This window comes from Blastocatellia bacterium, from assembly GCA_035275065.1.
In the GTDB taxonomy this organism is placed as follows: Bacteria; Acidobacteriota; Blastocatellia; order UBA7656; family UBA7656; genus DATENM01.
Window position 1 is genome coordinate 64,099 of the sequence record DATENM010000090.1, and the last position, 26,228, is coordinate 90,326.

A 26,228-nucleotide genomic window follows, 5' to 3' on the forward strand; every position below is an offset into this window, starting at 1 on the left:
GCGTTTGATTACTCGCCTTCGACGAGCTTCTGGAAGCGCGGGTCGTCGCGGAGTTTGTCGAAATCGGGGTCTATTCGGGCGCGCACGCGGTTGACCGCGGGCAGCTTCGAGATGGCGTCGGCGAGGTAGGTGAGCGCCTGGTCGGCATCGCCGCGCAGCGCGTGGAGGTTCGCCATGTAATAGTTCGTGAACGGCTCGGCGGCGCCGCGCGCCCGCAACTCTTCATAGCGCTTGATGCCGCTGGCGAAGTGGCGCTCGGCGGCGGCCTTTTGCCCTTGCCGCAAGTAAGCAGCGCCCATCTTCTGATCCAGCTCGATTAGCGCGCGGTGGCGCAGCGCATGGTCGCTCGACTGCAAAAACTTCAGCTCGTAGTTGTACTCGCGCAGCGCTTCGTCATAGCGCGCCTGGCAGTAATAGACATAGCCGAGGCGGCTGTGCGCGCCGACGATCTGCAAGCCTTCGCGTCCCGATATGTAGCGCTCCTGCAACTCGACGGCATCGCGCGCCACGGCTTCGGCGCGCTCGTAGTTGCCGCGCAGCGTTTGCAGGTAAGCCAGTTGCAAATAGGCGTAGCCGGCCTGTGGGTTGATGGCGATAGATTTCTCCAGCTCTTCGATGCCTTCGGCCAGCATCCCCTTGCCGACCCAGTAAGCGCGGCCCAGGCCCGAGTGCGCGCCCGCGTTGTTCGGCTCGATCTCCAGCGCCCGCTTGATGGCCGCAATCGCCTCGTCGTAACGACCGACACCAAGGTAGGCACCGCCGAGAAACTGGTGGGCTTGCGTGTGGCGCGGATTGATGGCGATGGCGCGCTCTTCGCACTCGATGGCTTTCAGCGATAGCTCAGGCAGGCCGAGGAAGCTGCCTTTCAGGTCATAGATCGCGCCGAGGCCGGCCCAGGCATTCGCATAGTTCGGGTCTATCTCGATGGCCTTCTCGAAGAAGTAGATGCCGCGGTCGAGCGCGTCACGGCTCGCGGTTCGCAGGTTCATCATGCCGCGCGAGAACTGCTCGTAGGCTTCGACCGACTGGGTTTCGTCGCGCTCGATGGCGTTGATCTCCGAGGTGTTGAGACTGAGGTTCAATCCCTGGCTCAACTCGTAAACGATCTTGTCTTGCAGGTCGAAGATATCCGCGATCCGCCCATCGATCTTGACGGTCTTGACGATCTCGCCGGTGCGCACATCGATGACGCGGGCGGTGATGCGGATCATCTCGCCGATCTTCTGATAGCCGCCCGACAGTATCCAGCGCGCCCCGAGGTGACGCCCCAGGTCGGTGGCGATCACTTCGTCGGACTGCGCCAGCTGGCCGGAGCTGAGATTCTTCAGCGCCTCGAAGATGCGCTCGCGGCCAATGACCGCCAGGCCGCGAATCTTCTTCGAATCAGCGGTCACGGTTTCGGCGATGCCCGAGCCGATCCAGTCGTCCGCCGGCTCTTTGGTGATGTTGGCGAAGGTCATCACCGCGAGGGCATTCTCTAACCGTGTAGCCGCCATTACACCGGCGGCAGCGCCGTTGCTGAGCATCGCCGTCGCCTGATGCTCGGTCGGCGCGCCGGTGATGTTGCCCGTCTGCTTGTTGACTTGCAGGTCGCGTTGCAGGTTGCGCAGGTCTATGTACATCTCGCGCACCGCCTGATAGCGGTACGAGACATCTTTGGCGAGCGCCTTGCGGACGATGCGCTCCAGCTCGTGCGGCACCGAGTAATTGAAGCGGGCGATGGCCGGCGGCTCGTTGTGGACGATGGCGTCAATGATTTCGGTGGTGCTTACGCCGGCGAACGGCAAACGGCCCGTGAGCATTTCGTAACTCACGATGCCGAGCGAAAAGATATCCGAGCGGTGGTCAACGTCGCGCCCAAGCGCCTGCTCCGGCGACATGTAAGAGACCGTGCCGGCGACGACGCCGATGACCGTTTCGTGGCCGAGCGGTGTCGTCGTTTCGTTGCTGTCCGCGCCCGTCGGCGTCGGATGACTGATTTTCGCCAGCCCGAAGTCGAGGACTTTCGTCACCCCCCGCCCGGTGAGCATGATGTTGGCGCTTTTGATATCGCGGTGAACGATTCCTAAGCCGTGCGCCTCGTCGAGCGCGTCGGCTACCTGCATGGCCACCTCAACCGCGTCGACAATCGGCAGCGGCCCGCGCTCAAGCTTTGCCGAGAGCAGATCGCCTTCGACGAACTCCATGACGATGAAGGTGGCGCCGTCCTCCTCGCCGATGTCGTGGATGGCGGCAACGTAAGGCGAGCGCAGCATTGATGCGGCGCGCGCCTCTCTGAAGAAACGCTCGCGCCGGTCAGGGTCATACTGATAAGAAGCCGGCAAGAACTTGAGGGCAACCGCACGGCCCAGGCGAGTGTCTTCGGCGCGGTAGACTTCGCCCATGCCGCCCGCGCCGAGCCGATCCGTGATTCGGTAATGTAGTACGCTCTTGCCGGCCATAGCCTCGCCCTAATGTCCTTGACAACCCGGTCATGAACATTATGACGTTTGGCTCGCCGTACGCAAGACGGGGCGGCTGCGCCGCAAGGCAAAAGGCAAAAGTGGCAGAGCCGGATTAATAAATAGGCAAAGGTGCGGGATTAGAGCGAACGATCCTATCTATTAACTCCCCTACCACCTTTTGCCTTTTGCCTTTTGCCTTTTGCCTTATTCGCTAGGGTGTCTTGGCGGCTTTGACTTCGCTGTGCCCGACGGCCACCCAGCGGCCGCCGCGATTGATCCAGACGGACGAACAGTAGGAGTCGCCCGAAAAATCCTGCCCCTTGTAATCGCCCTGCGAGTTCACTTTGTAGCTGAGGATGGCTGTGTCGCCGCTCGGCATCGCTACCTTGATGTCGCTCAGGGTGTACGCCCGCAGTTTGACTTCACCGATCTGCTCGACCTCCATGTCGAGCGTGTGGATGCCGTCTTCGGCAACGCCGACGTAATCGGCACTGAAGCTCCGCTTGAAGGTCTTGGCGTCGTTCTTCTTGACTGCTTCCCACAGGGCCTTTTCTTTGGCGATCAGCGCACGCTCAGTGGCCTTCTTGCTCATCCTCGGCTTGGCGCTGTTGGTGTTGGCGGTGTTCTTGTTCTCCGCGCCTTGCGCGAAGCCGAGCGTCGCAAGCGCGAGGAGCAGCGCGGCAGCGGCGACAAGTCGTCTTTTCATGATGATCCTCCTTCGGGTGACAAGGGTTGTAGGTCAGTAGAGTCAGCGTTCGAGAATTCAACGCTGCCTTCGCCGCTTCAGCCGAAAGCTTGAACTCGAACCGCCTGAGAATCGCTTGAGCCTGAGTCGGCTGAACCTGAGGCTACGCACTATAGCACAGCCCCGAAACGGCTTCAATCAGCGCCCTCGCGTCGCTCAGCCGCCCGCCGCGGCGCATTGCCGTTCATCGGATTGGCAACTACAATGCAGGTGGGCTGCGCCCGCATCGTTCGGTCTCAGCATTTCACGGCGCGGCAGAAAAGCGATTCAATCAACACTCATTCGATTATGCGAGAGAACGACTCACCCACTCCCCCTGACGCCGGGCAGCGCCGCGCGTTGATTGCCGGCGGCGGCGGCCTGCTTGGCAGCAATATAACCAAACGGCTCGCGGCGTCCGGCTGGCAGGCGCACGCCTTCACCCACGCCGAGCTTGACATTACCGACGCTGACGCGGTGCGACGCACGGTCGAGCGCCTGCATCCCGACGTGATCATCAACGGCGTCGCCACCGCTGACGTTGACCGCTGCGAGCGCGAGCCGGCATGGGCTTATGCGGTTAACGAGGGCGGCGCGCGCCACCTGGCCGAGGCGGCGCGCGCGGTCGGCGCCGAGATCGTTCATGTCAGCACCGACTATGTCTTTGATGGCACAAAGACGGGCTTCTACACGCAGGATGACGAGCCGCACCCGTTGAGCGTCTACGCACAGTCGAAGCTCGCCGGCGAGCATGCCGCCCGGGCTGCTTGTGAGCAATGTTACATTGTGCGGACATCGTGGCTGTTTGGCGTCGGCGGCAAGAACTTCGGTAGCCGTATCTTCGATTACGCGCGCCAGTTGCCGCGACTGAAAGGCGTCACCGATCAGACCTCGATTCCGACCTACGCGCCCGACCTGGCCCGGCGCATCGAAGAGATCGTCGCCCTGAAGACCTACGGGCTCTATCACGGCGTCAACAGCGAGCCGGCGTCGTGGTACGACTTCGCGCAACTGGCGTTTGAGATGGCGGGCCTAAAGGTCGAGATCGAGCCGGTGCGGCGCGCCGAGTTGAAGCAAGCGGCGCCGCGCCCGCAGAACACGGCCATGCGCTGCTTGCTGTCGGAACAGCTTGGGCTGGCGCCGCTGCGCGACTGGCGCGAGGCGCTGGCCGACTTTGTGGGCGAATTGAAGACGACGGGCGGCATTTGACGAGAGAGTGACAAGGGACTAGAAGAAGGAAGTCAGGAGTCAGGAGTCAGAAGTCAGAATGAAGAAGGAAGTCGGCTGTCGCCGCCGCTTTCATTCTGACTTCTGACTCCTGACTCCTGAATACTCTCCGCGTCACTCCAGGTTGCGGCCATAGATCGCCGCCAGCTCTTTAAGCCGGCTGCTCGCTTCACCGGTGAGCGCGCCTTCTGTGTAGCGCCAGCCCCAGTTGCCTTCCTCGCTGGCCGGGATGTTCATGCGAGCTTCCGCGCCCAGTCCCAACACGTCTTGCAAGGGGATGATGGCGATGTCTGCGACGGCGGCCATCGCCGCGCGGATAAAGTCCCAGTTGATCTCTCGACCATCCGTATGCAAGTACTTGCGGCAATAGTCGCGCTCGCGCTCGGTCTGCTCGGCGTTTTGTGTCGAGCCTTCGCCGGCTTCGCGGGTGAACCAGCCGACGGTTGTGTCGTTATCGTGCGTGCCGGTATAGACCACTGTGTTCGGCACGTAGTTATGTGGCAGGTGGGTGTTGTCGCTCGTGCCGCCGAAGGCGAATTGCAGCACGCGCATCCCCGGCAACCCCAGATCGTCGCGCAGCACATGCACGTCGGGCGTAATCGTTCCCAGGTCTTCGGCGATCACCGCAATGTCGCCAAGCTCTGCGCGCAACGCCTGAAATAATTCGCGGCCCGGCGCTTCGACCCATTCCCCATGCTCGGCGGTCTCGTTGTCGGCGGGGACTTCCCAGCAGGCAGCGAAGCCGCGAAAGTGATCGATGCGCACAATGTCTACGGTGCGCAGCAGGGCGCGCAACCGCTCGACCCACCAGCGAAAGCCGTCGGCCCGCATGCGCTCCCAGTTATAGATCGGGTTGCCCCAGAGCTGGCCTGTCTTGCTGAAGTAATCCGGCGGCACGCCCGCTACGACTTGCGGCGAGCCGTCCGGGTTGAGCTTGAACAGCTCACGATTCGCCCAGACGTCCGCCGAGTTGTGCGCCACGAAGATCGGCACGTCGCCAATCACCTTGACGCCCTTCTGGTTGGCATAGGCTTTCAGCTCCAGCCATTGCTTGAAGAAAAGGTATTGATAAAACTCGTGCGCTTCGATCTGATCGCGCAACGCTTCGCGGGCGGCGGTTAGCGCCGGCCGGTCGCGGCCCGCCAGATTGGGCTCCCAGGTGTTCCAGGCCGCGCCCTCGTCCCGGTCTTTCAGGGCGCTAAAGAGCGCGTAATCGTCGAGCCATGCAGCGGCGTAGTGGCGAAAGCCGTTGAGCTGTTCGATGACGTTATGATTCTGCATGCGCTTGAAATTATCGTAGGCTTTCTGAAGCAGCGTCTGCTTATAGGCGATGACTTTGCCATAATCAACCCGCCGGCCGGCGAATTCCGGCACGTCGCGCAGATCATCCGCGGCGAGCAAGCCATCCTCTACCAAACGCTCAGGGCTGATGAGGTTGAGGTTGCCGGCGAACGCCGAAAAGCTCGAATAGGGCGAGTCGCCATAGCCTGTCGGGCCAAGCGGCATAATCTGCCAGAGGCGCTGGTTGCCGGCTTCGAGATAATCGATAAACTGGTAGGCCGCCGGCCCCAGGTCACCGATGCCGAATCTGCCGGGCAGGCTCGTCGGGTGCAGCAGGATGCCGCTCGATCTAGCAAATCGCATGTCTTCCTCCGCTGGTCTGCGTCACAGGGAAATCCTACCACACGACAGCGTCGCATGAAGCCGCGGCGTACTGTATGAATTTAATTGACACCCATTACATCAGGCTCGATAATCCCACCAAGGAGGTAGCACAAATGAGTGAAGACCCGACAAAGCCGCAAGCCGACGAGAAGTTCGACACCACGCCCGGCGTGACGGCGATACTCGAACGGATCAATCAAGTCCGCAACGAGATGCAACAGAACGATTCTCAGATCATCATGCAACTCCAGGCACTCCAGACCCAAGTGCGGATGATGGATCACAAGTTCGACATCCTCACGAAGGAATTGTTTGAGACCAAAGCTCAGGTGCGCGACACGCAGGCCAGGGTTGAGGAGCTGGAGCGCAAAGCATCGTGACCACCAGGGAGGTAACACAATATGAGTGACGACCCGACAAACCATGTTGACCCGCTGGCAATGCCGCCGACGCAGCCGACACTCGAAACGATCCTGGAGCGCATCAATGCTCTGGGCGAGAAAATGGATGCTAAGCTGACCGAGTTGCGCGATGGCCAGGAAAAAATAAAAACAGAACTGTGGGCGCTGCGCACTGTTTTCTCCAGGTCTTACGGCGACTTGATGATCGGTCAGGAAATGCACGAGCGCCGCATCAGCGACCTTGAAAAGAAAGTCTCGTAAGGCGCGGCCTTCAGCTGGCCTTCAAAGGCTCACGTCGCAAACGACATCGTTTCACCTTCCCCTCTAAAATCTTCCCCAACTCTTTCTCTTGAGCGGCGCATGGCGCTTTACACAGCGGCGGCGTTTCAGGCAGGCTATTGCTTGTAGGCTTTGACCAGCCGCGTGACGCTTGCGACCTGATTCTTGTGAGGTCATCGAACCAGCCATTCATCCCATTCACGAAAGGCATACGAATGCAGAACCGTACTGCACAGCGGCGGCTGCCGGTCGGCGCTGAAGTCTTGCCGGACGGCGGCGTCCACTTTCGCGTCTGGGCGCCGCGCCGCCATAGCGTCCACGTCCGTATCGAAGGTGACGGGCAGCGCGGCGCGACCGGCGAGCCACAGACCGTGGCGCTCGAAGCCGAAGCCGACGGCTACTTCTCCGGCACCGCGAGGGCCGCAGGCAGCGGCACCCTCTACCGCTTCCAGCTCGATGCGGATGATTACCTTTACCCCGACCCGGCGTCGCGCTTTCAGCCCGAAGGGCCGCACGGCCCATCAATGGTCGTAGACCCGGCGAAGTTCCAGTGGACGGACGCCGACTGGCCCGGCATGAAGATCGAAGGGCAGGTTATCTACGAGATGCACGTCGGCAGCTTCACCCGCGCCGGCACATGGGAAGCCGCCGCCGCCGAGCTTGAAGAGCTGGCCCGCCTCGGCATCACGGTGATCGAAGTCATGCCGGTCAACGAGTTTCCGGGCCGCTTCGGCTGGGGCTACGACGGCGTTGACTGGTACGCGCCGACGCATCTCTACGGCGAGCCGGATGATTTCCGCCGTTTCGTTGACCGCGCGCACTCGGTCGGCGTCGGCGTTCTTCTTGATGTCGTTTATAACCACTTCGGGCCGGACGGCAATTACCTCAAGCAGTTTTCCGAAGACTACTTCAACGACCGCCACGCGACCGAGTGGGGCGAAGCCATCAACTATGACGGCGAGGGCGCTGGCCCTGTGCGCGACTTCGCCATTTGTAACGCAGGCTACTGGATCACCGAGTACCATCTCGACGGCCTGCGGCTCGACGCGACGCAGAACGTCTACGACGATTCGGATGATCATGTGCTGGCGGCGTTGACGCGCCGGGCGCGCGAGGCCGCCGATGGGCGCGACATCATCGTCGTCGCCGAAAACGAGCCGCAGCAAACCCGGCTCGTGCGCCCGGCAGAGCGCGGCGGCTATGGCATGGATGGCTTATGGAACGACGACTTTCATCACAGCGCCATGGTCGCGTTGACCGGGCGTAATGAAGCTTACTATACCGATTATCTCGGCAAGGCGCAGGAGTTCGTTTCGGCCATCAAGTACGGCTACCTTTATCAAGGGCAGTGGTACAAGTGGCAGAAGCAGCCGCGCGGCGCGCCCGGCCTCGACCTGAAGCCCGCGTCGTTCGTCACCTTCATTCAGAATCACGACCAGGTGGCGAACACGGCGACCGGAGCGCGCGCCCATCAATTGACCAGCCCCGGTCGCTATCGCGCCATGACGGCGCTCATGCTGCTGGCGCCGGGCACGCCGATGCTGTTTATGGGACAGGAGTTCGCGGCCTCCGCGCCGTTTCTTTACTTTGCTGACCACCAGCCGGAGCTGGCCGAGAAGGTGCGCCGGGGGCGTGGTGAATTCCTTGAGCAATTCCGCAGCTACGCAACGCCTGAAACGCAGGCGAGGCTGACCGATCCGGCGGCGGTCGAGACCTTCGAGAGGTGCAAGCTCGATTTCACCGAGCGCCAGCGCCACCAGCCGGTTTACCAGATGCACCAGGACCTGCTCAGGCTGCGGCGCGCCGACAAACGTTTCAGCGCGCAAACGCCGCGCGGCGTTGATGGCGCGGTGCTTGCCGACGAAGCCTTCGTGCTGCGCTACTTCGGCGACGGCGGCGACGACCGATTGCTGGTAATCAACTTCGGCATCGATCTGCATTTAAATCCCGCGCCGGAGCCGTTGCTGGCGCCGCCCGCGGGCCAGCGCTGGGTGACGCTATGGTCGAGCGAAGACCCGCGCTATGGCGGCTCAGGGATGCCGCCTGTCGACACTGAGAAAGAGAGCTGGCGGTTGCCGGGCCACGCGGCGGTGGCGCTCACGCCGGTTCCCGACGCCCGGTCGTCCGAGTCGCGTTACGTCATCGGCGATACCGCTTCGCTCAGAATCATGAAGGAGTGGCGGCAGAAAGAAGATTGAGGGCGTAAACAGGGGAGAGAACATGAACGAGCCTAAGCGGATTATCAAATGGCCGGCGCGGCATAGCGATTCCGAAGACTTTAACCCGACGCGCGAATGGCTGGTCACGAATGGGCTGGGCGGCTACGCCTCGGGCACGGTGTCGGGGGCGCTGACGCGCCGCTTTCACGGGCTGCTGATTGCGGCGCTGCCGTCGCCTTACGGGCGCATGATGATGCTCAACGATTGTATCGAGCGCCTCGTCTTAGCCGATGGCCGTGAGGTGCTGCTCGGGGCGCAGGAGCGCGCCGACACCGGCATGCAGATGAACGGCGCGCTCTATCTGGCGGAGTTCCGCATGGAGTGGGGACTGCCGGTATGGCGCTACGAGATCGATGGCACGGTCATCGAAAAGCGCGTCCTGCTGGTCTACGGCCAGAACACCGCGATGGTGACTTATGCGATGCTCGCAGGCGAAAGCCAGGTCTGCCTGGAGTTGCGCCCGGCGGTGCAGATTCGCCCGCACGAAGGTAAGCTCGGCGAAGCTCAGGGTTATCCTTACGAGTTGAGCGTCATCGAAGACCTGTATGAGTTATGCGCTCACGAAAAACACCTGCCGCCTTTGCGCTTGATGATCCACGACCGCCGCGCCGCCTTCACCTTCGACCGCGAGTGGATGCGCGACCTGACCTACGAAATCGAGCGCGCCCGTGGTTATGATTACAAAGGCGATCTGTGGAGCCCCGGATATTTTCGCGTCCAGTTGACGCGCGGCCATTCGGCGACTTTGATCGCTTCGACCGAAAGCTGGGAGATCATTCGCTCGCTCAAGCCCGCGGAAGCCGCCGTGCTCGAACACGAGCGGCGGCGGCGGCTGGTGATGCTCGGCGGCGACGGCGAGATTGACGAGACCGCTGCCGAGCTGGTGCTGGCCGCTGACCAGTTCATCATCACGCCCGCCGGTCGCGTCGAAGATCAAGCGCGCGCCCATGCCGCCGGTGACGAGATGCGCACGGTGATTGCCGGCTATCACTGGTTCACAGACTGGGGCCGCGACACCATGATCAGCCTCGAAGGCTTGACGCTGGCGACTCGGCGGACGATCCAGGCGCGTTACATCCTGCGGACCTTCGCGCATTATATTCGCGACGGCCTGATCCCGAATATGTTCCCTGAAGGGCAGACCGCCGGCCTCTATCACACGGCGGATGCGACGCTGTGGTTTTTTCAGGCGGTGCACCGCTACGTCGAGGCGACTGCGGATCGCGTGACGCTCAGAACCGTGCTGCCGCAACTGCTCGACATCGTCGAGCATCACCTGCGCGGCACGCACTTCAACATCCACGTAGACGACGCCGACGGGCTGCTCGTGCAAGGGGCCGAAGGCTATCAGTTGACATGGATGGACGCCAAGGTGGACGGCTGGGTGGTGACGCCGCGGCGCGGCAAAGCGGTCGAGATCAACGCGCTGTGGTATAACGCCCTGCGCCTGCTTGAAGGCTGGCTGCGCGACGAGCAGAAGGAAGACGAGGCGCAGCGCATTGCCGGTCTTGCGGAGCGCGCATACGATGCGTTCAACCGCCGCTTCTGGTACGAGTCGGGCGGTTATCTCTTCGACGTCATAGACGGCGAGCAGGGCAATGACACGGCCTGTCGCCCGAACCAGATTTTCGCTATCTCGCTGGAACAACCGGTGCTGGACCGCAGGCGCTGGCAGCCGGTCGTCGAGACGGTGCGCGAGCGGCTGCTCACGCCGGTCGGCTTGCGCTCGCTGGCTCCGGGTGAGAAAGATTACAAACCGCGTTACGATGGCGACCTGCGCTCGCGCGACGCCGCTTATCATCAGGGAACGGTCTGGGCATGGCTGATCGGGCCGTTCGTTGACGCCTGGTTAAAGCTCCACCCGGATGACCGGCAGGGGGCGCGGCGGTTTCTCGAAGGGCTGGTGCCGCATTTGAGCGAAGCCTGCATCGGCTCGATCAGCGAAATCTTCGACGCCGAAGCGCCGTTCACGCCGCGCGGCTGTGTCGCCCAGGCATGGAGCGTTGCCGAGATGCTGCGCTGCTGGCTGAAGACGCGATAATTGCATCGCCGCCCCTTCTTCTATACGGTTGCGCTCGCCGCCGTTTTGGTATATTTTCCTGCACGCGGCCATCCCAGACGCCGCCGACCTGACGGGATCGCTCAAGCGTCGGCGCAACAAATCTGCGTTCGGCTCATCATCGATTGGGGCGGCCCACCGCCGGTCACCGTTGGTCTCAAGTTGCAAGGCGCTTTCAAGGAGAAAAGCGATGAAGCAGTGCCCTACTTGTAAGCGGGAAACTAAAGACCATCTCTTCTTCTGCCCATACGATGGTCAGGCGCTGGTGCCGAAGGTCGAGCAAGACCCCTTGCTCGGCACCGTGCTTGACGGCAAATACCGCCTCGACGAGCGCATCGGCGAAGGCGGCATGGGCAAAGTCTACCGCGCCACCCACATCCACATTGACCAGATTTTCGCCGTCAAAATCCTCCACCCGCACCTGTCGTCGGACCAGATGGCGCTCGCCCGCTTTCGCAAAGAGGCGCGCGCCGCCGCCCGCATTCGCCACCCGAACGCCGTCGCCATCACCGATTTCGGCGTCACCCGCGACAGCGGCACCGCCTACCTGGTGATGGAACTGCTTGAGGGCGTAGACCTGCGCGACCGCCTGCAAAAACAGAAGTACCTGAGTTGCGAAGAGGCGTTTGTGATCGCTTACCAGACCTGCGCGGCGCTGCACGTGGCGCACGCCAACGGCCTGGTACATCGCGACCTGAAGCCGGATAACATCTGGATATTGAAGACCCGCGAGGGCGGCGAACAGGTGAAGGTCTTTGACTTCGGCATCGCCAAGCTGAAGACCTCGACCGACACCAACAAATTGACCTTACAGGGCATGCTCGTCGGCACGCCTTATTATATGTCGCCCGAACAGTGCCGCAGCGAAGAAGAGCTGGATGCGCGCTCGGACATCTACAGTCTGGGCGTGATCCTTTACGAGATGCTCACGGGGCTGGTGCCGTTTCGCGGCCCGTCGCCGTGGAATGTCATCAATAAGCATAATTCCGAGCCGCCGCAGCCGCTCAGGGAACTGCGCGCCGAGATTCCCATCGAAGTCCAGGGCGTGGTCTTGCGCGCCCTGAGCAAATCGCCGGATGCCCGCCAGCAGTCCGCCGCGCAGTTAGCTCAGGAATTGGAATTGGCGTTGTACAATGCCGGCCTCAAGCCGCGGGCGATGGGCGTCAACACGCCGCAGACGCCGTTCCCGAATGACATTTCCTCGCCCTACCGTCTGAACACGCCGTCAACGCCGGTCGAATTCAGCAGCCGCCCGGATATTGACCACTCGCTGCCGTCGCAACCGCCGGGCGTCGCGCCGGCGGCGCAAGCCTGGCCGCCGCCCGCGGACCATTCGATGCCGCCAGCCACCACGATCAAAGCGCCGGTGCCGACGGCAGAGCCTCATGCGCGACTGTTCGGGCAGACGGTCGTCGGCGGCATGCAGGGTATCGCCCCGACGCCGCCACCCGATACCGGCAACTTCGCCATCGGGCGCATGACATGGACGCATCTGGCGACGCTCGCTGAAAAGAACCGGCAGGCGGTGATCCTGGGAGCGGCCTGTATCGTCGCGGTAATCGCCGGCATCATCATCATCAAAATCGCTTCCGGTCACAAGCCGCCTGAAAAGGCTAAGCCGGCCAGGCCCGTGCCGCCGCCGGGCATGGTCTATGTCGAAGGCGGCGAATTCAAGATGGGCAGCAACGACCCGAACAGTTATCCCAATTCCCGGCCCGAGATCGGTCCCCTCCATGTGGATGCTTTCTTTCTCGACCAGACCGAAGTGACCAACAAGCAGTACTACGAATTCGTCAAGGCCGGCCACAAGCCGCCGCCACACTGGCACAACGGCATGTATCCGCCGGGCGAAGCCAGCCTGCCGGTCTACAACATTAGCTGGCAGGACGCGCACGAGTACGCGCAGTCGGTCGGCAAACGGCTGCCGCACGAATCCGAATGGGAATACGCGGCGCGCGGTCAGGAGAACCGCGTCGCTGTGTGGGAAGGCGGCTGGTCAGCCAACCGCGCCAACCTGCGGGAATCGGGCAAAGGCAAGCCGGTGCCTGCGGGCTCCTATGGCCAGGCCGGTGCGAGCTGGTGCGGCGCTGAAGATTTGCTGGGCAACGTCGCCGAGTGGGTCGAAGAAGCTTTTGTGCCCTATAAGAAAGGGGTCGGGTTGCCCGACCCGAACGCGCACATCGCGCGCGGTGGGGCTTGCAACAACTCGAAGGATGAGCTATTGACCGTCAACCGGCAACTGGTCTACGACCTGGCCAAGCCGTCATACATCGGCTTCCGCTGCGCCCAGGACTTGCCGCAGGAACGGCCACGCTGATCCATAACCACCGGCAGGGCTAATACTTAAAAAGCCGGCTTCGGGGAATTTTTTTTGCTCTGCGAAGCAGCGCGGGGCAGAAGTCCAGGCGACACAAGGTATTTTGCGGCTTTATCCAACCATTGCCTTTGCGTATAATCAGGGCGACATCGGAAAGGGAGCTTATCGAATATGATCATCTGTCCGAATTGCGGGGCCAGCAACAAGCCCGGTTCGAGCGTCTGCCGAATGTGCGCTGCGTCCATGCCCGAAGTGCCGCAATACGCCAACCCGCAACAGGGCCAGGGTGGCGGATTTCCGGCGACCGTCATTGCCGGCGATCAAGAGCGCCTCAACGCCAGCGCCGCCCCGCCGCCGGAGATCGAATGCCCGAATTGTCACACGCTGAATGAAGCCGGCTGGTCGTTTTGCCAGCAATGCGGCCAGCGGTTGCCGGCGCCGCCACCGCCGTCAGCCGAAGCGCCGCAAACCTTTAAGACGGTGCCGACCGAGATGCCGCCGCCGGAGCGGAATAACTTGCAAACCGTTGTTGCCAACCGCCCGATCACTGAGCCGATCAGCCCGCCGCAACCACAGCAGCAGCAACAACCGCCGCAACCGCCGCCTAACCTGCGGACGGTCGCCGAGCCGCGGCCCGTGATGCCGGCGGACTTTCACAAGGACATGTCAACCGTAGTCGAGCCGATCAGCGCGACCGAGCAGCCCGCGGCACAGCAGCAGGCACCGCCGCAACCGCCGCCCGCTGCGCCAACGCCGCCGCAGCCGCCATCGAGCGGGGCGTCATCCATCGCGCCGACTGTCGTGCCGTCTAACCCAACCGTGCAGCCGATGGCTTCGCCGCAGCCGGGCGCTATCACTTGTCCAAAATGTAATTATTCAAACAGCCCCGGCAATTCGTTCTGCGCCAATTGCGGCAACGTGCTTACGGTCGCTCGCACCATCGTCATGGCGTCGCCGCTGGCGGCCCCCAGAGGCCGCTTGCACCTGGTCATGGAGGGCGGCCAGCAGGGCGAAGTGTTTGACCTCTCCGACGACACCATCGTCGGGCGCAGCCAGGGCGACATCACGTTTCCGCACGACGGCTTTATGTCGGGCCGCCATGCGCGCATCGAGCGGCGCGGCGCGACCTACGTGCTGACGGACGCCGGCAGCCGCAACGGCACCTTCATCAAGATCAAGGGCGAAGTCGAGTTGAAGCCCGGCGACATGGTCTTGATCGGTAAACAGCTTTTCCGATTTGAACTCTAGGCAGAAGAAGTCAGGAGTCAGGAGTCAGAGGTCAGAAGTCAGAAGTAAGAAGTCAGAATGGAAAAGGAAGTCGGCGGCAGCGAGTACGCTTATCGCGCCTCCACTTCAATTCTGACCTCTGATCTCTGATCTCTGACATCTAATCTCTGACTCCTGACTCGCGAAAAAATGATGAGCAAGATTCAAGTCTCCGTCTACGCCGGCACAGACATTGGCATGCATCGCAGCGGCAACGAGGATGCCTTCCTGGTGGCCGATTTGACGACTGGCGCAATTGGGTTGGGGCCGGAAATGAGCACCCACCCGATGGGCGAGCGCGGCAGCCTGATGATCGTCTCTGACGGCATGGGCGGCGCGGCGGCGGGCGAGGTCGCAAGCGAGCTGGCGGTCACTACCATCCGCGAAGCGCTGATGGAATGCCCGCCCGACATGGACACCGTGGTGCGGTTGCGCATCGCCACCGAGAGCGCCAACGAGCGCATCTGGAACGAGGCGCAGTCCAACCCGGAGCTGAGCGGCATGGGCGCGACCGTTACCGCCACCATCGTGCAGAGCGGCCTGGCCTACATTGCCCAGGTGGGCGATTCGCGCGCTTATCTGATTCGCGGCCAGCAGATCAAACAGCTGACCAAGGACCAGTCGTTCGTGCAGATGTTGATTGACGCCGGCGCCATCCAGCCCGAACAGGCGGCGTCGGTTCCGCAAAACGTCATCATGCAGGCGCTCGGCACGCAGCCGAACGTCAAGGTCGCGATGACCACCATCCGCCTGTTTCGCAACGACTGCCTGCTGCTGTGCAGCGACGGATTGTCGAACAAGCTGGGGCCGGATGAGATGAAGCAGGCGGTCGAGCAGGCCGGCGATCTGAAGGGTGCCTGCCGCGCCTTGATCAATGTCGCCAACGAGCGCGGCGGCGAGGACAATATCACGGTGGTGCTGGCGCGCTTCGACGGCGAAGGCTTGCAGTCGGCAAGCGAATCGCAGACGATCACCGGCAGCCTGACGGGCGCGCACGAAGACTTTTTCGCCGGCGCCACCAACAATTACAACGTGCCGCCTGATCCCGGCAAGACCGCCGTGCTGCGCATCCCTGTTGGCAGCGAAGAACCGCCGCCCGCCGATGACGGGTATATGCAGCCGGCGGCGCAACCGGCAGCCGCGACGGCCCTGGCCACAGACGAGCCGTCGCCCTACCTTTCGCCGGAGTTTGTTCAGGCCGGTCAGGTTCATTACCAGAAGAAGAGCTACACGGCGATTATCCTCATGGCCATCGGCGCGCTGCTGCTGATCGCCGCAACCGTCTACTTCGTCTACCGCTATTACGTGCGAACGGTGGCGCCGCCCAGCACGCCGCCCCCCGCCAGCGAGCCGGCAGCAAGCGAACCGGCAAGCCAGACGCCTGCCGAAAGCCAGCCGGCGGCGCAACCACCTGCCGAAAGCCAGCCGGCAAACCCGCAGCCGGCAAACCCGCAGCCGAGCCCGCAACAGCCTTGAAGATGGCTGATCCATGCCGCTTTCTTCATCACCGCGTCGCCTTTAGCCTTGCGGCGCACGCCTTTGCTCGCATATAGTACGGCGCGAATAATCGTCGTTGGTTAATCTCTTCGGCTCACAACAAAGGCTATGAAAAAGCAACCGGACGCGATACCTCCTCCGACTCAAGAACATGCAAGGCTCAAAGAAACCGGCGAAGGCGTGCCGCCGTGGCGGCGCTGGGGGCCTTATGTCAGCGAGCGCGCCTGGGGCACTGTGCGCGAAGACTACAGCGACGACGGCAACGCCTGGCGTCACCTGCCGCACGACATGGCGCGCGCCAAAGCTTACCGCTGGGGCGAAGACGGGCTGGCAGGCATCTCGGACCGCTATCAGTTGCTGGTCTTCGGGCTGGCGCTGTGGAACGAGCGCGACCCGATATTGAAAGAGCGCGCCTTTGGGCTTGTCCCCTCGGAAGGCAATCACGGCGAGGACGTCAAGGAATACTATTTCTACCTCGACTCGACTCCGACGCACTCGTACATGAAGTACCTCTACAAATATCCGCAACGTGAGTTCCCTTACAATCAGTTGATTTCCGAGAACCAGCGGCGAGAGGGGCGCGGCTTCGAGTACGAGTTGATGGACACGGGGATATTCGACGATGACCGCTACTTCGATGTCTTCGTCGAATATGCCAAGGCGTCGGCTGAAGACATACTGATTCGCATCACGGCGTTCAACCGCGGCCCGGAAGCGGCGCCGCTGCACCTGCTGCCGCACCTGTGGTTCCGCAACACCTGGAGCTGGACCGAGCCGCCCGGCCCGCCGCCTGAGATTACTCCCGGCCCGCGGGGCGAAGGGTTCACCAGTATCGTCGCCGATCACACGCCCGCCGAGATGCTCAAGACGATCCCCTTCAAGTACCACATCGGCGCGCGCTATCTCTACTGCGACACCGATGCCGAGCCGCTGTTTACGAACAACGAGACCAACCCGGCGATTGACCGGCAGCCGCGCAACACGTCGCGCTTCGACTATTTCAAAGACGCCTTCCACCGCCACATCATCGGCGGCGAGCCGGTCGTCAATCCCGAGCGGCGCGGCACCAAGAGTTGCTTTCATTACAAAGCCGAGGTGCCGGCGGGCGGCTCCTTGGTGATGCGTCTGCGCCTGACGCCTGACCAGTATGGTGCGGGCCATGTGCCCGAAGGCCACAAGGTCACCGGCAGCCTGAGCCTGACAAACCTCTCGCCATTTGCCGACTTCGACGCGGTCTTTGTAGAGCGCCGCCGCGAGGCCGACGAGTTTTACGATCACATTCATCCGCCCAAAGCCAGCGAAGACGAGCGCCGCGTGCAGCGGCAGGCGTTCGCCGGCCTCTTGTGGACGAAGCAGAGTTACATCTTCGACGTTCACAAATGGCTGGACGGCGATAACCCCGCCGACCCGCCGCCGGAATCGCGCTGGAACATACGCAACCAGCACTGGCTGCACCTGAATTCGCTGCGCGTGCTGACGATGCCTGACAAGTGGGAGTACCCGTGGTTCGCCGCCTGGGATTTAGCTTTTCAGTGCGTGCCGCTGGCGCTGGTTGATCCCGAATTCGCCAAAGAGAATCTCTGGCTGATGCTGTTCGAGCAGTTCCAGCACCCCAGCGGCCAGATACCGGCCTACGAGTGGGAGTTCGCCGACCTGAACCCGCCGGTGCATGCGTGGGCTTGCTGGCGCGTCTACAACATGGATCGCATTCGCAGCGGGGTGGCCGACCGCGCCTGGCTCGAAAAATGTTTTCACAAGATGCTGATCAACTTCGCCTGGTGGGTGAACAAAGTAGACCGCGAGGGCAATAACATCTTCGAAGGCGGCTTTCTCGGCTTAGACAACATCACGGTGATTGACCGCAGCGAGAAGCTCCAGCAGGGCGTCGTGCTGGAGCAGTCGGACGCGACCGGCTGGATGGGCATGTTCTGTCTGAACCTGATGCGCATCGCCGTCGAGCTGGCGAAAACCAACCCGGTTTACGAAGGGCTGGCGACGAAATTCTTCGAGCATTACGTCTATGTCGGCGCGGCGATGAAGCGGCGCGGCGGGCGCGATTACAGCCTGTGGGACGAGCGCGAACAGTTTTTCTATGACGTGCTGCGCTACCCGAACGGCGAGTTCCACAAGTTCCGCGTGCGCTCGCTGGTCGGCATCATCCCGCTCTACGCCGTCGAGCGGCTGGAGACCGACTGGATCACGACTTTCGAAGATTTCAAAGGCAACCTCGAATGGTTCGTGCGCAACCGCCAGGACATCGTGAGCAACTGCGTCCATGAGATTGAGCATGACGGCATGAAAGTCTACGTGCTGGCCATCGTTGACCAGGAGCAGATGGCGAGCATTCTATGGCGCGTCTTTAACGCTGACGAGTTTCTGTCAGACTACGGCATTCGCAGCTTATCGAAGTATCACGAGCAGCACCCCTACGTTTTCGGCAGCAGCGAGGTGCGCTATGAGCCGGCAGAATCCGACAACAAGATCAAAGGCGGCAACTCGAACTGGCGCGGCCCGCTCTGGTTCCCGACGACCTTCCTGCTGATCGAGTCACTGAGGAAGCTCGGCAAGGCGTATGGATCGAGCTTCAAGATGCGGCTGGCCGATGATAGCGAAGTGACGCTGTGGCAGATGGCCGAGATGGCGGCCAATCGCATGATCAAGATTTTCACGCGCGACGAAACGGGCCGCCGCCCGGTCTACGGCGGCTCGAAGAAATTTCAGGAAGATCCGCACTGGCGCGACTACGTGTTGTTCTACGAGTACTTTCACGGCGACAACGGCGCGGGCATCGGTGCGAGCCACCAGACCGGCTGGACGGCGCTGGTCGCTTCGTTGATTGACGAGTGGCGGCACTGAGCCGGTTGGCATCTTTCGGACAGGTCTCTTATAATGCCGGGAGCAAGCCCACAGTTGCTTTACGGTCAAAGGTATGGACGCTTCATCGAAAGCGGCTCGCGCATTCAAGCAAGGCGCTCGAAGCCGCTCACAATTCGTCTGGATCGCCGTTCTGCTCGCGGCATTCATCGTGGCGTTATCTTTCGCCAGCACCCGTGCCGGCATCAAGCCGGCGGCCAGTCAGGATGAAGCGCGTGTCCGGCTGACGGTAAACACGCTGCCGCATTTCGACTGCGGCTACGAGGCGCGCGGCGCGGAAGAAGCCATCGCCCGCCACCAGATGCACGCGCTGCGCTCGCCCGACCGACTCGCCGCGCGCCGCGCACGCCCCCTCACCGCGCTCAATCAAGATCAAGGCGACCTTGCGCTTATCGAAGACGACGGCTCGATCATCATGCCGCCCTCTGCCTTCGACCTGGCCAAGCGCGCCGTCATGTTCACGCCCGACGCCAATGGCTATCGCCCGACGCCGGCCAATGTGCGTTTCACTAACGATGTCGGCACGCAGGTGAGCAGCTTCTTCGGCATCGACGGTCAGCTCAGCACAGGCATTAGCGGCTATCGCGACATCCCGATTACTGGTGCGCCGTTCACCTTCTATGGCGTCACCTATGACACGCTGTACGTCGGCACGAACGGCTACATCACCTTCGCTCATGGCGACAACAGCGCTCGCCCCTCTGTCGCTACGCTCGCGGCGAACGCGCCGCGCATTGCGCCGCTCTGGGCGAACCTCGACACCAGCGGCGGCGGTGAGATTTATTACAATCGCCTCGAAGGCCGCCACGTCATTACCTGGAACGCCGTGCCCGAATTGTCCTATGGCGGCCTGAGCACGTTTCAAGCGGCGCTCTATGATGATGGGCGCATCGCCTTCATCTACAAAAAAGTGAAAGCGCGCACGTCGCTGGTTGGCCTGTCGCCGGGCAATACCGAGCAAGAGGCGCAGCCGCTGGTTTACTCTGATCCGCCCGACGCGGTGATCAGCGGGCCGATGTTTCAGCTCTTTTCCAAGCAGCGCCAATTGGACTTGCCGGCGCTGACGCGGGCGTTTTATCGCACACACACTGACGATGTAGACATGGCGTTTATCTGGGCCGACTTCGCCTATGACAATGGGCTCGGCGTCGCACACTCGTTCAACGTGCGCAATGACATCAGCGGCATCGGCTTGAAGATTTTTGATCGCGGGGCGCTCTATGGCAGCGCGGCGCGGCTGGCGACCGTCATCACGATGGGCAACCAGAACGATTGGCCGGGTGATCCGCAAGCCAATACCGCCGGGCTGAACTCGGCCATCAGCATCGTCTGTCATGAGCTGGGCCACCGATGGCTGGCTTATGTCCGGTCGAGCGGCGATGATGAAAACCTGCTGCTCGGTCGCGACGACTCGCACTGGAGCTTCTTCCTCGACACCCGCACGACTAGCGATGGCAGCTTCTCGGCGCTGATGGAGGGCAACAGCTGGCGCGAAGGCGGCGGCAGTCTGTTTACGACCAGTGAGACGGCGGTTAATTACTTCTCGCGCCTTGAGCAGTACTTGATGGGATTGCGTCCGGCAGCGGAGGTGCCGCCATTCACCTATCTGGAAACCGACGCGCAACTGCACGAGCTATTGCGCCAGAAGTCACCGATCAGCGGCTACACGGTCAACGCCATCAAGCACACGGCGCGCGTCGAGCAGATCATCTCTCGCGAAGGGCCGCGCCTGCCCGATGCGGCGAGCGCCCCGAAAACTTTCCGCATCGCCTTCATCCTGCTCGTCGAGCCGGGCGCGACGGCTTCAAAGGCGACGCTGCAAAAAATGAACGCCTACCGCGAGGCGCTGGCCCGCTACTTCTCTGTGGCCACAGACCGCCTGGCGTCTCTCGACACCGCCTTGATTCAAAATTGACCCTCCGCTCCTTAAAGGAAGCGGATTTTTTGGTCGTCGGGTGAAGCAGCCTTCACCCTCGCAAATGGCGCAGTCCGAGCCAGAATATTGATCGCAGCGTTATGGTCACGATGGAGCACAAGGCCACAACCAATACAGCGATGCTCACGGATGGCGAGCGATTTCTTGACCCGCTCGCCACATCGAGAGCAATCCTGCGAAGTGAACGCGGCGGCCACTTTCCATACTCGCCGTCCAGCATTCTCAGCTTTGGCAATGAGTATTTGAAGAAAAGTGTTCCATGCCGCATCACTGATGCTTTTAGCAAGGTGGTGGTTCTTCACCATCCCTTTGATGTTCAAATCTTCAACGGCAATCTCATCAAACTCTCGAATGAGTTGATTGCTTAGTTTGTGAAAGAAGTCTCTGCGCTGATTCGCAACTCTCTGATGCTTTCGCGCAAGGATGCGAGCGGCTTGGTGACGATTCGAGCCGCGCAGTTTCTTCTTGCTCACCTTGCGCTGTGCGATTTTCAATTCACCTTCAGCCTGACGCAGATATTTTGGATTCTCAATGACTTCGCCCGTAGAGAGTGTGGCGAAGTTTTCAATGCCAACATCAATGCCTACGCTGTCGCCCCTTTTCGGAATATAAGGCAAGTAGCTTTCTTCGACTGCAAAGATGACAAACCAACCGTCCACTTGCCGCTTGATAGTACAGGTCTTGATTTTGCCTTCAACCTCCCGCGACAGCCTCAGTCTCATTGAGCCTATGCGCGAGAGCGTGAGCTTGTCGCCGTCCAATCGAAAGCCAGACTGCGGATAGGTGAACGAATTATAGCGATGCTTCCCTTTGAATCTTGGATAGCCCGCCTTCTCGTTTTTCTTGACTCGCAAAAAGAAGGCTTTGAAGGCTTTGTCTATACGCTTCAAAACGTCTTGCGCTACTTGTGAGTGCAGCCCGGCAACATCAGGTCGAAAACCGCGAATCTCCGTGAGTTCCTTGCATTGCTCAATAAGACCAATACTCTTGTGTTGCACCTTGTAGGCGTCACGTCTTTCTTGAAGCGCGGCATTATAGAGTTCACGACACAAATCAAGCGTTTGCTCAAATGCTTGAACAATCCGTTTCGAGGGCTTTTTGATTTTGAACTTGTACGCCTTCACTGTTTCGCTAATTTCCTGACCGCCTCAATCAAATCGGGGCGGCTCAAAAGGATTCTTCCACGTCTTTCGGGATGCCGCCGGCGAGTTTAATTAATTCGATGAGAACTGCGCTTCGTGGCCTCCGCTGGAACGCATTGTTAGGCGTCGCGCGGTGAAGGTTGATCTATCCAGGACGACTAAGATTGTTTATCGCCTATACGCTTATAACTCGTTTACAGCCCGTTTCATTTTTTCCTTCACAGCCTGTGCAGCCACTTCGGCGAGTAGTTCGTCTGGCTGCCTGTTTTGAAGTTGAGCTAAAGCCTTCAAGACATCCGAGTCTGCTTTTGGTAATTGTATAGTGTAAGTGATATGCACATCGGGGAGTCTTGATCTTCCATTCGCTCCGCTCTGTAACAGAGAAAATGACTCGTCTATCTTGCTACTATGCTCAGGAGTAGTCTTACTCTTAAGCAGCCTTCGCAGGTTGCCATCATTTCCATCAAATGCGCTCTTAAGCATCCTCCTGAATTCACTTACATCATCTAAGCCTAAGCGTCTACTACAACCGTCGCCAATTGTCTGGTATGTCCGATTGTATTCCCTAGCAACGTGATTGACGGCATATCCATAAGCGTCGTCAATTCCGTGTCCAAGCTTGTATCGCTCCTTTGCGACATGGATTACCTTCAAGACTTGGTCTATGGTTTTGGTTCTCATTTCCCACACCTCCTTTTTATCTTACGTTTTCTTACGATAACGTAAGATACAAGAAGGGCGAGTAATTATCAACTGAGAAGTTTTGAAAGATGCCTAACAAATCAATCAGCCCTATCGCGGGGATTGACCCGCTCAGGGCTGCGAAATTCATCCCCGGCATGAATGCATGGGGCCTTCTTTTGCAAGGAGGGTAAAAGCGAAAGCCCGCGACCGCGGTCGGTGCGGTTGCGGGCTTTCGCTTGTTTGGCCTTCACCACTCAAAGACGAGCGGCAGTCTATTGCGTATCGGCGAGCAGGCCAGCCTTGCCTGCCGCACCAGCCTTGCGTCCCGCGCGACCGATGACTTTAATCTTCACCGGGCGCCGACCGAACGCCTTGGCTTCTCTATAGCTCGGCACGTACACGTCAACCCGGCGCCCTTTAATGCGCTCGCCGGTGTCTTTGACCGTGTAGGTTCCTGTGTATCTCCCCGCACGAATGTGAACGACCGTGCCCAGCGGCAGCACACGCGGGTCAGCCGCGATGAAGCCTTGCTGGACAAACTCGCCGGAAGCCGTGCGCCCTTGCAGGCAATAGGCGGTGGCGTGAAAATCCTCGAACTCTGCGTCTGTAGCTTCTGCCACATCAGCGGCATCGCTGTGGATGCCGACGGGCGCGGCGCTTCTCATTGTGTGCCTCACATCGCCGCGAATCGGCGAACGCGAGGTGACGCCTTTGCTCTCGTCAATCGCGAGCGGCGCTACATTGACAGATCGGCGCGCGGTGGGGCGAGCGATGATGACCGTGCGCTTCGAGGTGACCGCATCTTTGGCGGCGGGCAGGTCTTTGAAGGTGCCGGGGATGTCGAGGGATTTTTCTTCGGTTGATTTCGTAATGGTGGGATGATCTCCGGTACGCACCGATTGGGCGTGGCCGTTTATGGAGTACCCGAATGCAAAAATCGCCAGAATCGATAAACCTGAGGAGAGGCTGCTGGTGAATCTCCTGTTGGGGGTGTGATTCATTCTTGCCTCCTGTTTATTTGGTTAGCAATTTACGCTGTATGGAGCCAACGACCCAAGAACCCATCTTGCTCGCCAAGTTTTACTTCAATGCTCTAAACAGCGCGCTTCGTAAACGAGCGGCCAGTATACCACGCCAAAATGTGAGGGGAAGAGTAAGGCAAGCGCCCGGTCGCAGCCGCCAGCCAACGGGTAGGAGTAAACGTTAAAACCCTAAGGGCTTATACCGAATCTTGCAATTTTCTTGCGACCGCCCGCTCCCCGTAAGTGTTGAAAATTAAGCGTTACCATCAGAAACAGGCAGGGGAAAAGCGACGCGGAGACGCGGGCAGAGTGACGCGGAGACGCGGTGACACGGAGACACGGGGACGCGGAGAAAGGAAGACAAGCAGTCAGTCTCTCTGTTTTTCCCTCGCCGCGTCGCCGCGTCGCTTTCTCCCCTCACCGTGTCACCGCGTCGCTTTCTTCAGCTCGGCAAGCTCGCGCAGCACAGCATCAAGTTTGGCCAGCAACTCGTCGTGGCGCGTCGCTTCGGCCGTCGGTCGTTTGCCGATGAAAGTGAGTGTGCCGCCGGGCTCTAGCACGGCGCGCTCAATATCAGCGAGCGACGTGAAGCCCTGCCGGCGCGCCGCGGCTTCAAGCTCGGCGCGGGTGATCAGTTCTTTCTTACAGCGCGCTTCATTGATCTGGCCATTTTCAATCAGCACGTCGGCGTCGCCTTCAATCATGCGGTCGAGCCGCGTGTGCGTGTAGAAGAAGCGCACGACCACATAGTTGACCAACAGCAGCGTCGTCGCGCCGATCAAACCGCCGAGCACCGAATTGTCATTGCCGATGATGGCGTTCTGCACGGTGTTCGACAATGTAAGCAAAACCACAAGGTCGAACGGGTTGAGCTGGGCGAGCTCGCGCTTGCCCGCCAGCCTGAGTCCGGCGATCAGGAAGAGGTAGACGAGGATCGGGCGAATAATCTTTTCGACTATCGAGATGTCCGGGTGCAGCAAGTCTGTCCAGAGCTTGGCGTCCATCTTCACGCTCCACGGATGAGGATTCAGGGGATGGGTGTTGTTATACAGGAACGGACGAAAAGACGAAAAGGGAAAAGATGAATTACTGCGGGGTGCTGCGTTGGCTGGCGCGCATCATCTCGTTGGCGCGCTCGCGCGAAACCGTCAGGTCGAGGTCGAGCCGTTTGCTGGTGGTGTGAATCTTGACGAGCTTTGCGAGCTGGCCGGTATCGCTGTTGCCTTTCAACAACGAGATGCCAAGAAACAGCGTCTTCAGTTGCATGGCCTTCTCACTGGTCCACTCGGGCGTCGGGCCAAAGCCGCTGATGCTCAATCTCGTGATCTGCTCGTTCATTTCAAAGTCGATGGTATTAGAGCTGAACTGGCAGAGCGGCCCGAGCGCGTGCGACTCGCCGAGCAGCCAGAGGATACGCATAGCCAGTTCTTCTTTTTTTGGATCCTTCGGAGAAGCTTTGTCCCAGGGCGCGGAATGGATGCTTGAGCGCGGCATCGAGCCGTCGCAGTCAATCCTGAAGCTCAGCCTGACCGCATAGTTGCCGACGTCTAGCTCCCCATTCTTATAGCTCTCGAACATTTTGGCGATCAGGTCTTTGATGGCCGCTTCGTTGATCTCGCCAAATTTCATTGGCCCGGTGGCGTTGGCGGCTTTGGCGTCGGCCTCGGCCTTAGCTTTCGCTTCAGCAGCTTTCGCTTCAGCTTCCTTCGCCTCGCGCTCGGCCTTCTCGCGCTCCGCCTTTTCGCGCTCGGCCTTGAGCCGCGCTTCTTCTTCGGCCCGGCGCTCACGTTCTTCAAGCCGCTTGCGCTCGCGCTCGCGCAGTTCTTCGAGCGACAAGACCTGATCGGTAGGCTTCGGCTGCGCGATGGGCTTGCGGGCGTAGAGCTGCGCGATCTGATCCGGCGTGAACGGGCGGTATGGCCGGTTGACGATCTGCACGTTCGTAAACGGCGCCAGCATGTTGAGGATGGTCAGATAGACCAGCACGACGATCAAGACGCCGTGGGCTGCGCCCGAAGCGACAAGCACCGGCACGAAGCGATCCCAGGCGCGCAGCTTTGCCACCACCGGCGATGACGCATTGACGACAAAGCTGGCACTGCGCGCGACGTGCGGATAGATGAAGCCGACAGGGATGCGCTCGCGCCGCCAGAGGCCGCCGAGCGTGGCCAGCGGGTGTGCGACCGCCGCAGCCAGGGCATTGCCCAAACGCCTCGGCAGCCAGTCCCTCATGTGCTCAGGCAGAAAGGCGCGGCGGAGAAAGCTGAAGGGGCTGCCGGCAAACTCGCGCCCGGTCTCCTTGAGCGCCCGCCACAGGCGCACGGCGAACGGCGATTGCGGCAGCGGCGAAAAGAGCGCCCGCTCATCTTCAATTGCCGTGGTATAGATCGCTTGCATGGCTTTGCCGCCAATCTGTACGCCTGAAAACTGCTACTCCCATTCTACAATACGCAGCCGCGAATTCAAAAAGTG

18 protein-coding genes are annotated in these 26,228 nt (G+C 60.8%); 10 read left to right on the forward strand and 8 right to left on the reverse strand.

The genetic code is table 11. The annotated features are described in order from the left end of the window. Nucleotides 1-8: 8 nt before the first annotated feature. A complete protein-coding gene (locus VJ464_21055) occupies nucleotides 9-2,441 on the reverse strand; it encodes a protein kinase (protein HKQ07628.1) in 2,433 nt (810 codons plus the stop codon). 214 nt (nucleotides 2,442-2,655) lie between these two features. After that, a complete protein-coding gene (locus VJ464_21060; protein HKQ07629.1) occupies nucleotides 2,656-3,150 on the reverse strand; it encodes a nuclear transport factor 2 family protein in 495 nt (164 codons plus the stop codon). A gap of 327 nt (nucleotides 3,151-3,477) precedes the next feature. On the opposite strand from VJ464_21060, the gene rfbD reads away from it, so the two are divergent. Next, nucleotides 3,478-4,377, forward strand: coding sequence for a dTDP-4-dehydrorhamnose reductase (gene rfbD, locus VJ464_21065; GenBank protein HKQ07630.1), 900 nt, complete (start codon nucleotides 3,478-3,480; stop codon nucleotides 4,375-4,377). Between the two features lie 132 nt (nucleotides 4,378-4,509). Here rfbD and malQ read toward each other — a convergent pair whose 3' ends face one another. Beyond that, a complete protein-coding gene (gene malQ, locus VJ464_21070) occupies nucleotides 4,510-6,039 on the reverse strand; it encodes a 4-alpha-glucanotransferase (protein HKQ07631.1) in 1,530 nt (509 codons plus the stop codon). Between the two features lie 134 nt (nucleotides 6,040-6,173). Here malQ and VJ464_21075 point away from each other — a divergent pair, with 134 nt between their 5' ends. From VJ464_21075 to VJ464_21115, 9 genes are all read left to right on the forward strand, one after another. Beyond that, nucleotides 6,174-6,440, forward strand: coding sequence for a hypothetical protein (locus tag VJ464_21075; protein ID HKQ07632.1), 267 nt, complete (start codon nucleotides 6,174-6,176; stop codon nucleotides 6,438-6,440). Nucleotides 6,441-6,461: 21 nt separating this feature from the next. Further along, entirely contained in the window at nucleotides 6,462-6,722 is a 261-nt protein-coding gene (locus tag VJ464_21080; GenBank protein ID HKQ07633.1) for a hypothetical protein, read from the forward strand. A gap of 233 nt (nucleotides 6,723-6,955) precedes the next feature. Beyond that, nucleotides 6,956-8,938: a malto-oligosyltrehalose trehalohydrolase gene (gene treZ, locus VJ464_21085; GenBank protein ID HKQ07634.1), complete on the forward strand. Its 1,983-nt coding sequence runs from the start codon at nucleotides 6,956-6,958 to the stop codon at nucleotides 8,936-8,938. A gap of 22 nt (nucleotides 8,939-8,960) precedes the next feature. Next, entirely contained in the window at nucleotides 8,961-11,000 is a 2,040-nt protein-coding gene (locus tag VJ464_21090; GenBank protein ID HKQ07635.1) for an amylo-alpha-1,6-glucosidase, read from the forward strand. 208 nt (nucleotides 11,001-11,208) lie between these two features. Further along, nucleotides 11,209-13,335, forward strand: a complete 2,127-nt coding sequence (locus VJ464_21095; GenBank protein HKQ07636.1) for a bifunctional serine/threonine-protein kinase/formylglycine-generating enzyme family protein — start codon at nucleotides 11,209-11,211, stop codon at nucleotides 13,333-13,335. Nucleotides 13,336-13,506: 171 nt separating this feature from the next. Next, nucleotides 13,507-14,583, forward strand: a complete 1,077-nt coding sequence (locus VJ464_21100; protein HKQ07637.1) for a zinc-ribbon domain-containing protein — start codon at nucleotides 13,507-13,509, stop codon at nucleotides 14,581-14,583. A gap of 168 nt (nucleotides 14,584-14,751) precedes the next feature. Next, on the forward strand, nucleotides 14,752-16,077 hold the full coding sequence (locus VJ464_21105) for a Stp1/IreP family PP2C-type Ser/Thr phosphatase (protein ID HKQ07638.1): 1,326 nt from the start codon (nucleotides 14,752-14,754) through the stop codon (nucleotides 16,075-16,077). A gap of 129 nt (nucleotides 16,078-16,206) precedes the next feature. Further along, a complete protein-coding gene (locus tag VJ464_21110) occupies nucleotides 16,207-18,954 on the forward strand; it encodes a glucosidase (protein ID HKQ07639.1) in 2,748 nt (915 codons plus the stop codon). Between the two features lie 73 nt (nucleotides 18,955-19,027). Beyond that, nucleotides 19,028-20,887, forward strand: coding sequence for a hypothetical protein (locus tag VJ464_21115; protein HKQ07640.1), 1,860 nt, complete (start codon nucleotides 19,028-19,030; stop codon nucleotides 20,885-20,887). Nucleotides 20,888-20,898: 11 nt separating this feature from the next. Here VJ464_21115 and VJ464_21120 read toward each other — a convergent pair whose 3' ends face one another. From VJ464_21120 to VJ464_21140, 5 genes are all read right to left on the reverse strand, one after another. Next, complete coding sequence (locus tag VJ464_21120; GenBank protein ID HKQ07641.1) at nucleotides 20,899-22,032, reverse strand: transposase; 1,134 nt, start codon at nucleotides 22,030-22,032, stop codon at nucleotides 20,899-20,901. Between the two features lie 201 nt (nucleotides 22,033-22,233). Continuing rightward, the gene (locus VJ464_21125) at nucleotides 22,234-22,731 is read right to left on the reverse strand and encodes a hypothetical protein (GenBank protein ID HKQ07642.1); all 498 of its coding nucleotides are present in this window, start codon (nucleotides 22,729-22,731) and stop codon (nucleotides 22,234-22,236) included. A gap of 275 nt (nucleotides 22,732-23,006) precedes the next feature. Next, entirely contained in the window at nucleotides 23,007-23,735 is a 729-nt protein-coding gene (locus VJ464_21130; GenBank protein ID HKQ07643.1) for a 3D domain-containing protein, read from the reverse strand. 446 nt (nucleotides 23,736-24,181) lie between these two features. Continuing rightward, nucleotides 24,182-24,760, reverse strand: coding sequence for a YetF domain-containing protein (locus tag VJ464_21135; protein ID HKQ07644.1), 579 nt, complete (start codon nucleotides 24,758-24,760; stop codon nucleotides 24,182-24,184). Between the two features lie 82 nt (nucleotides 24,761-24,842). Beyond that, a complete protein-coding gene (locus tag VJ464_21140; protein HKQ07645.1) occupies nucleotides 24,843-26,153 on the reverse strand; it encodes a hypothetical protein in 1,311 nt (436 codons plus the stop codon). Nucleotides 26,154-26,228: the final 75 nt, after the last annotated feature.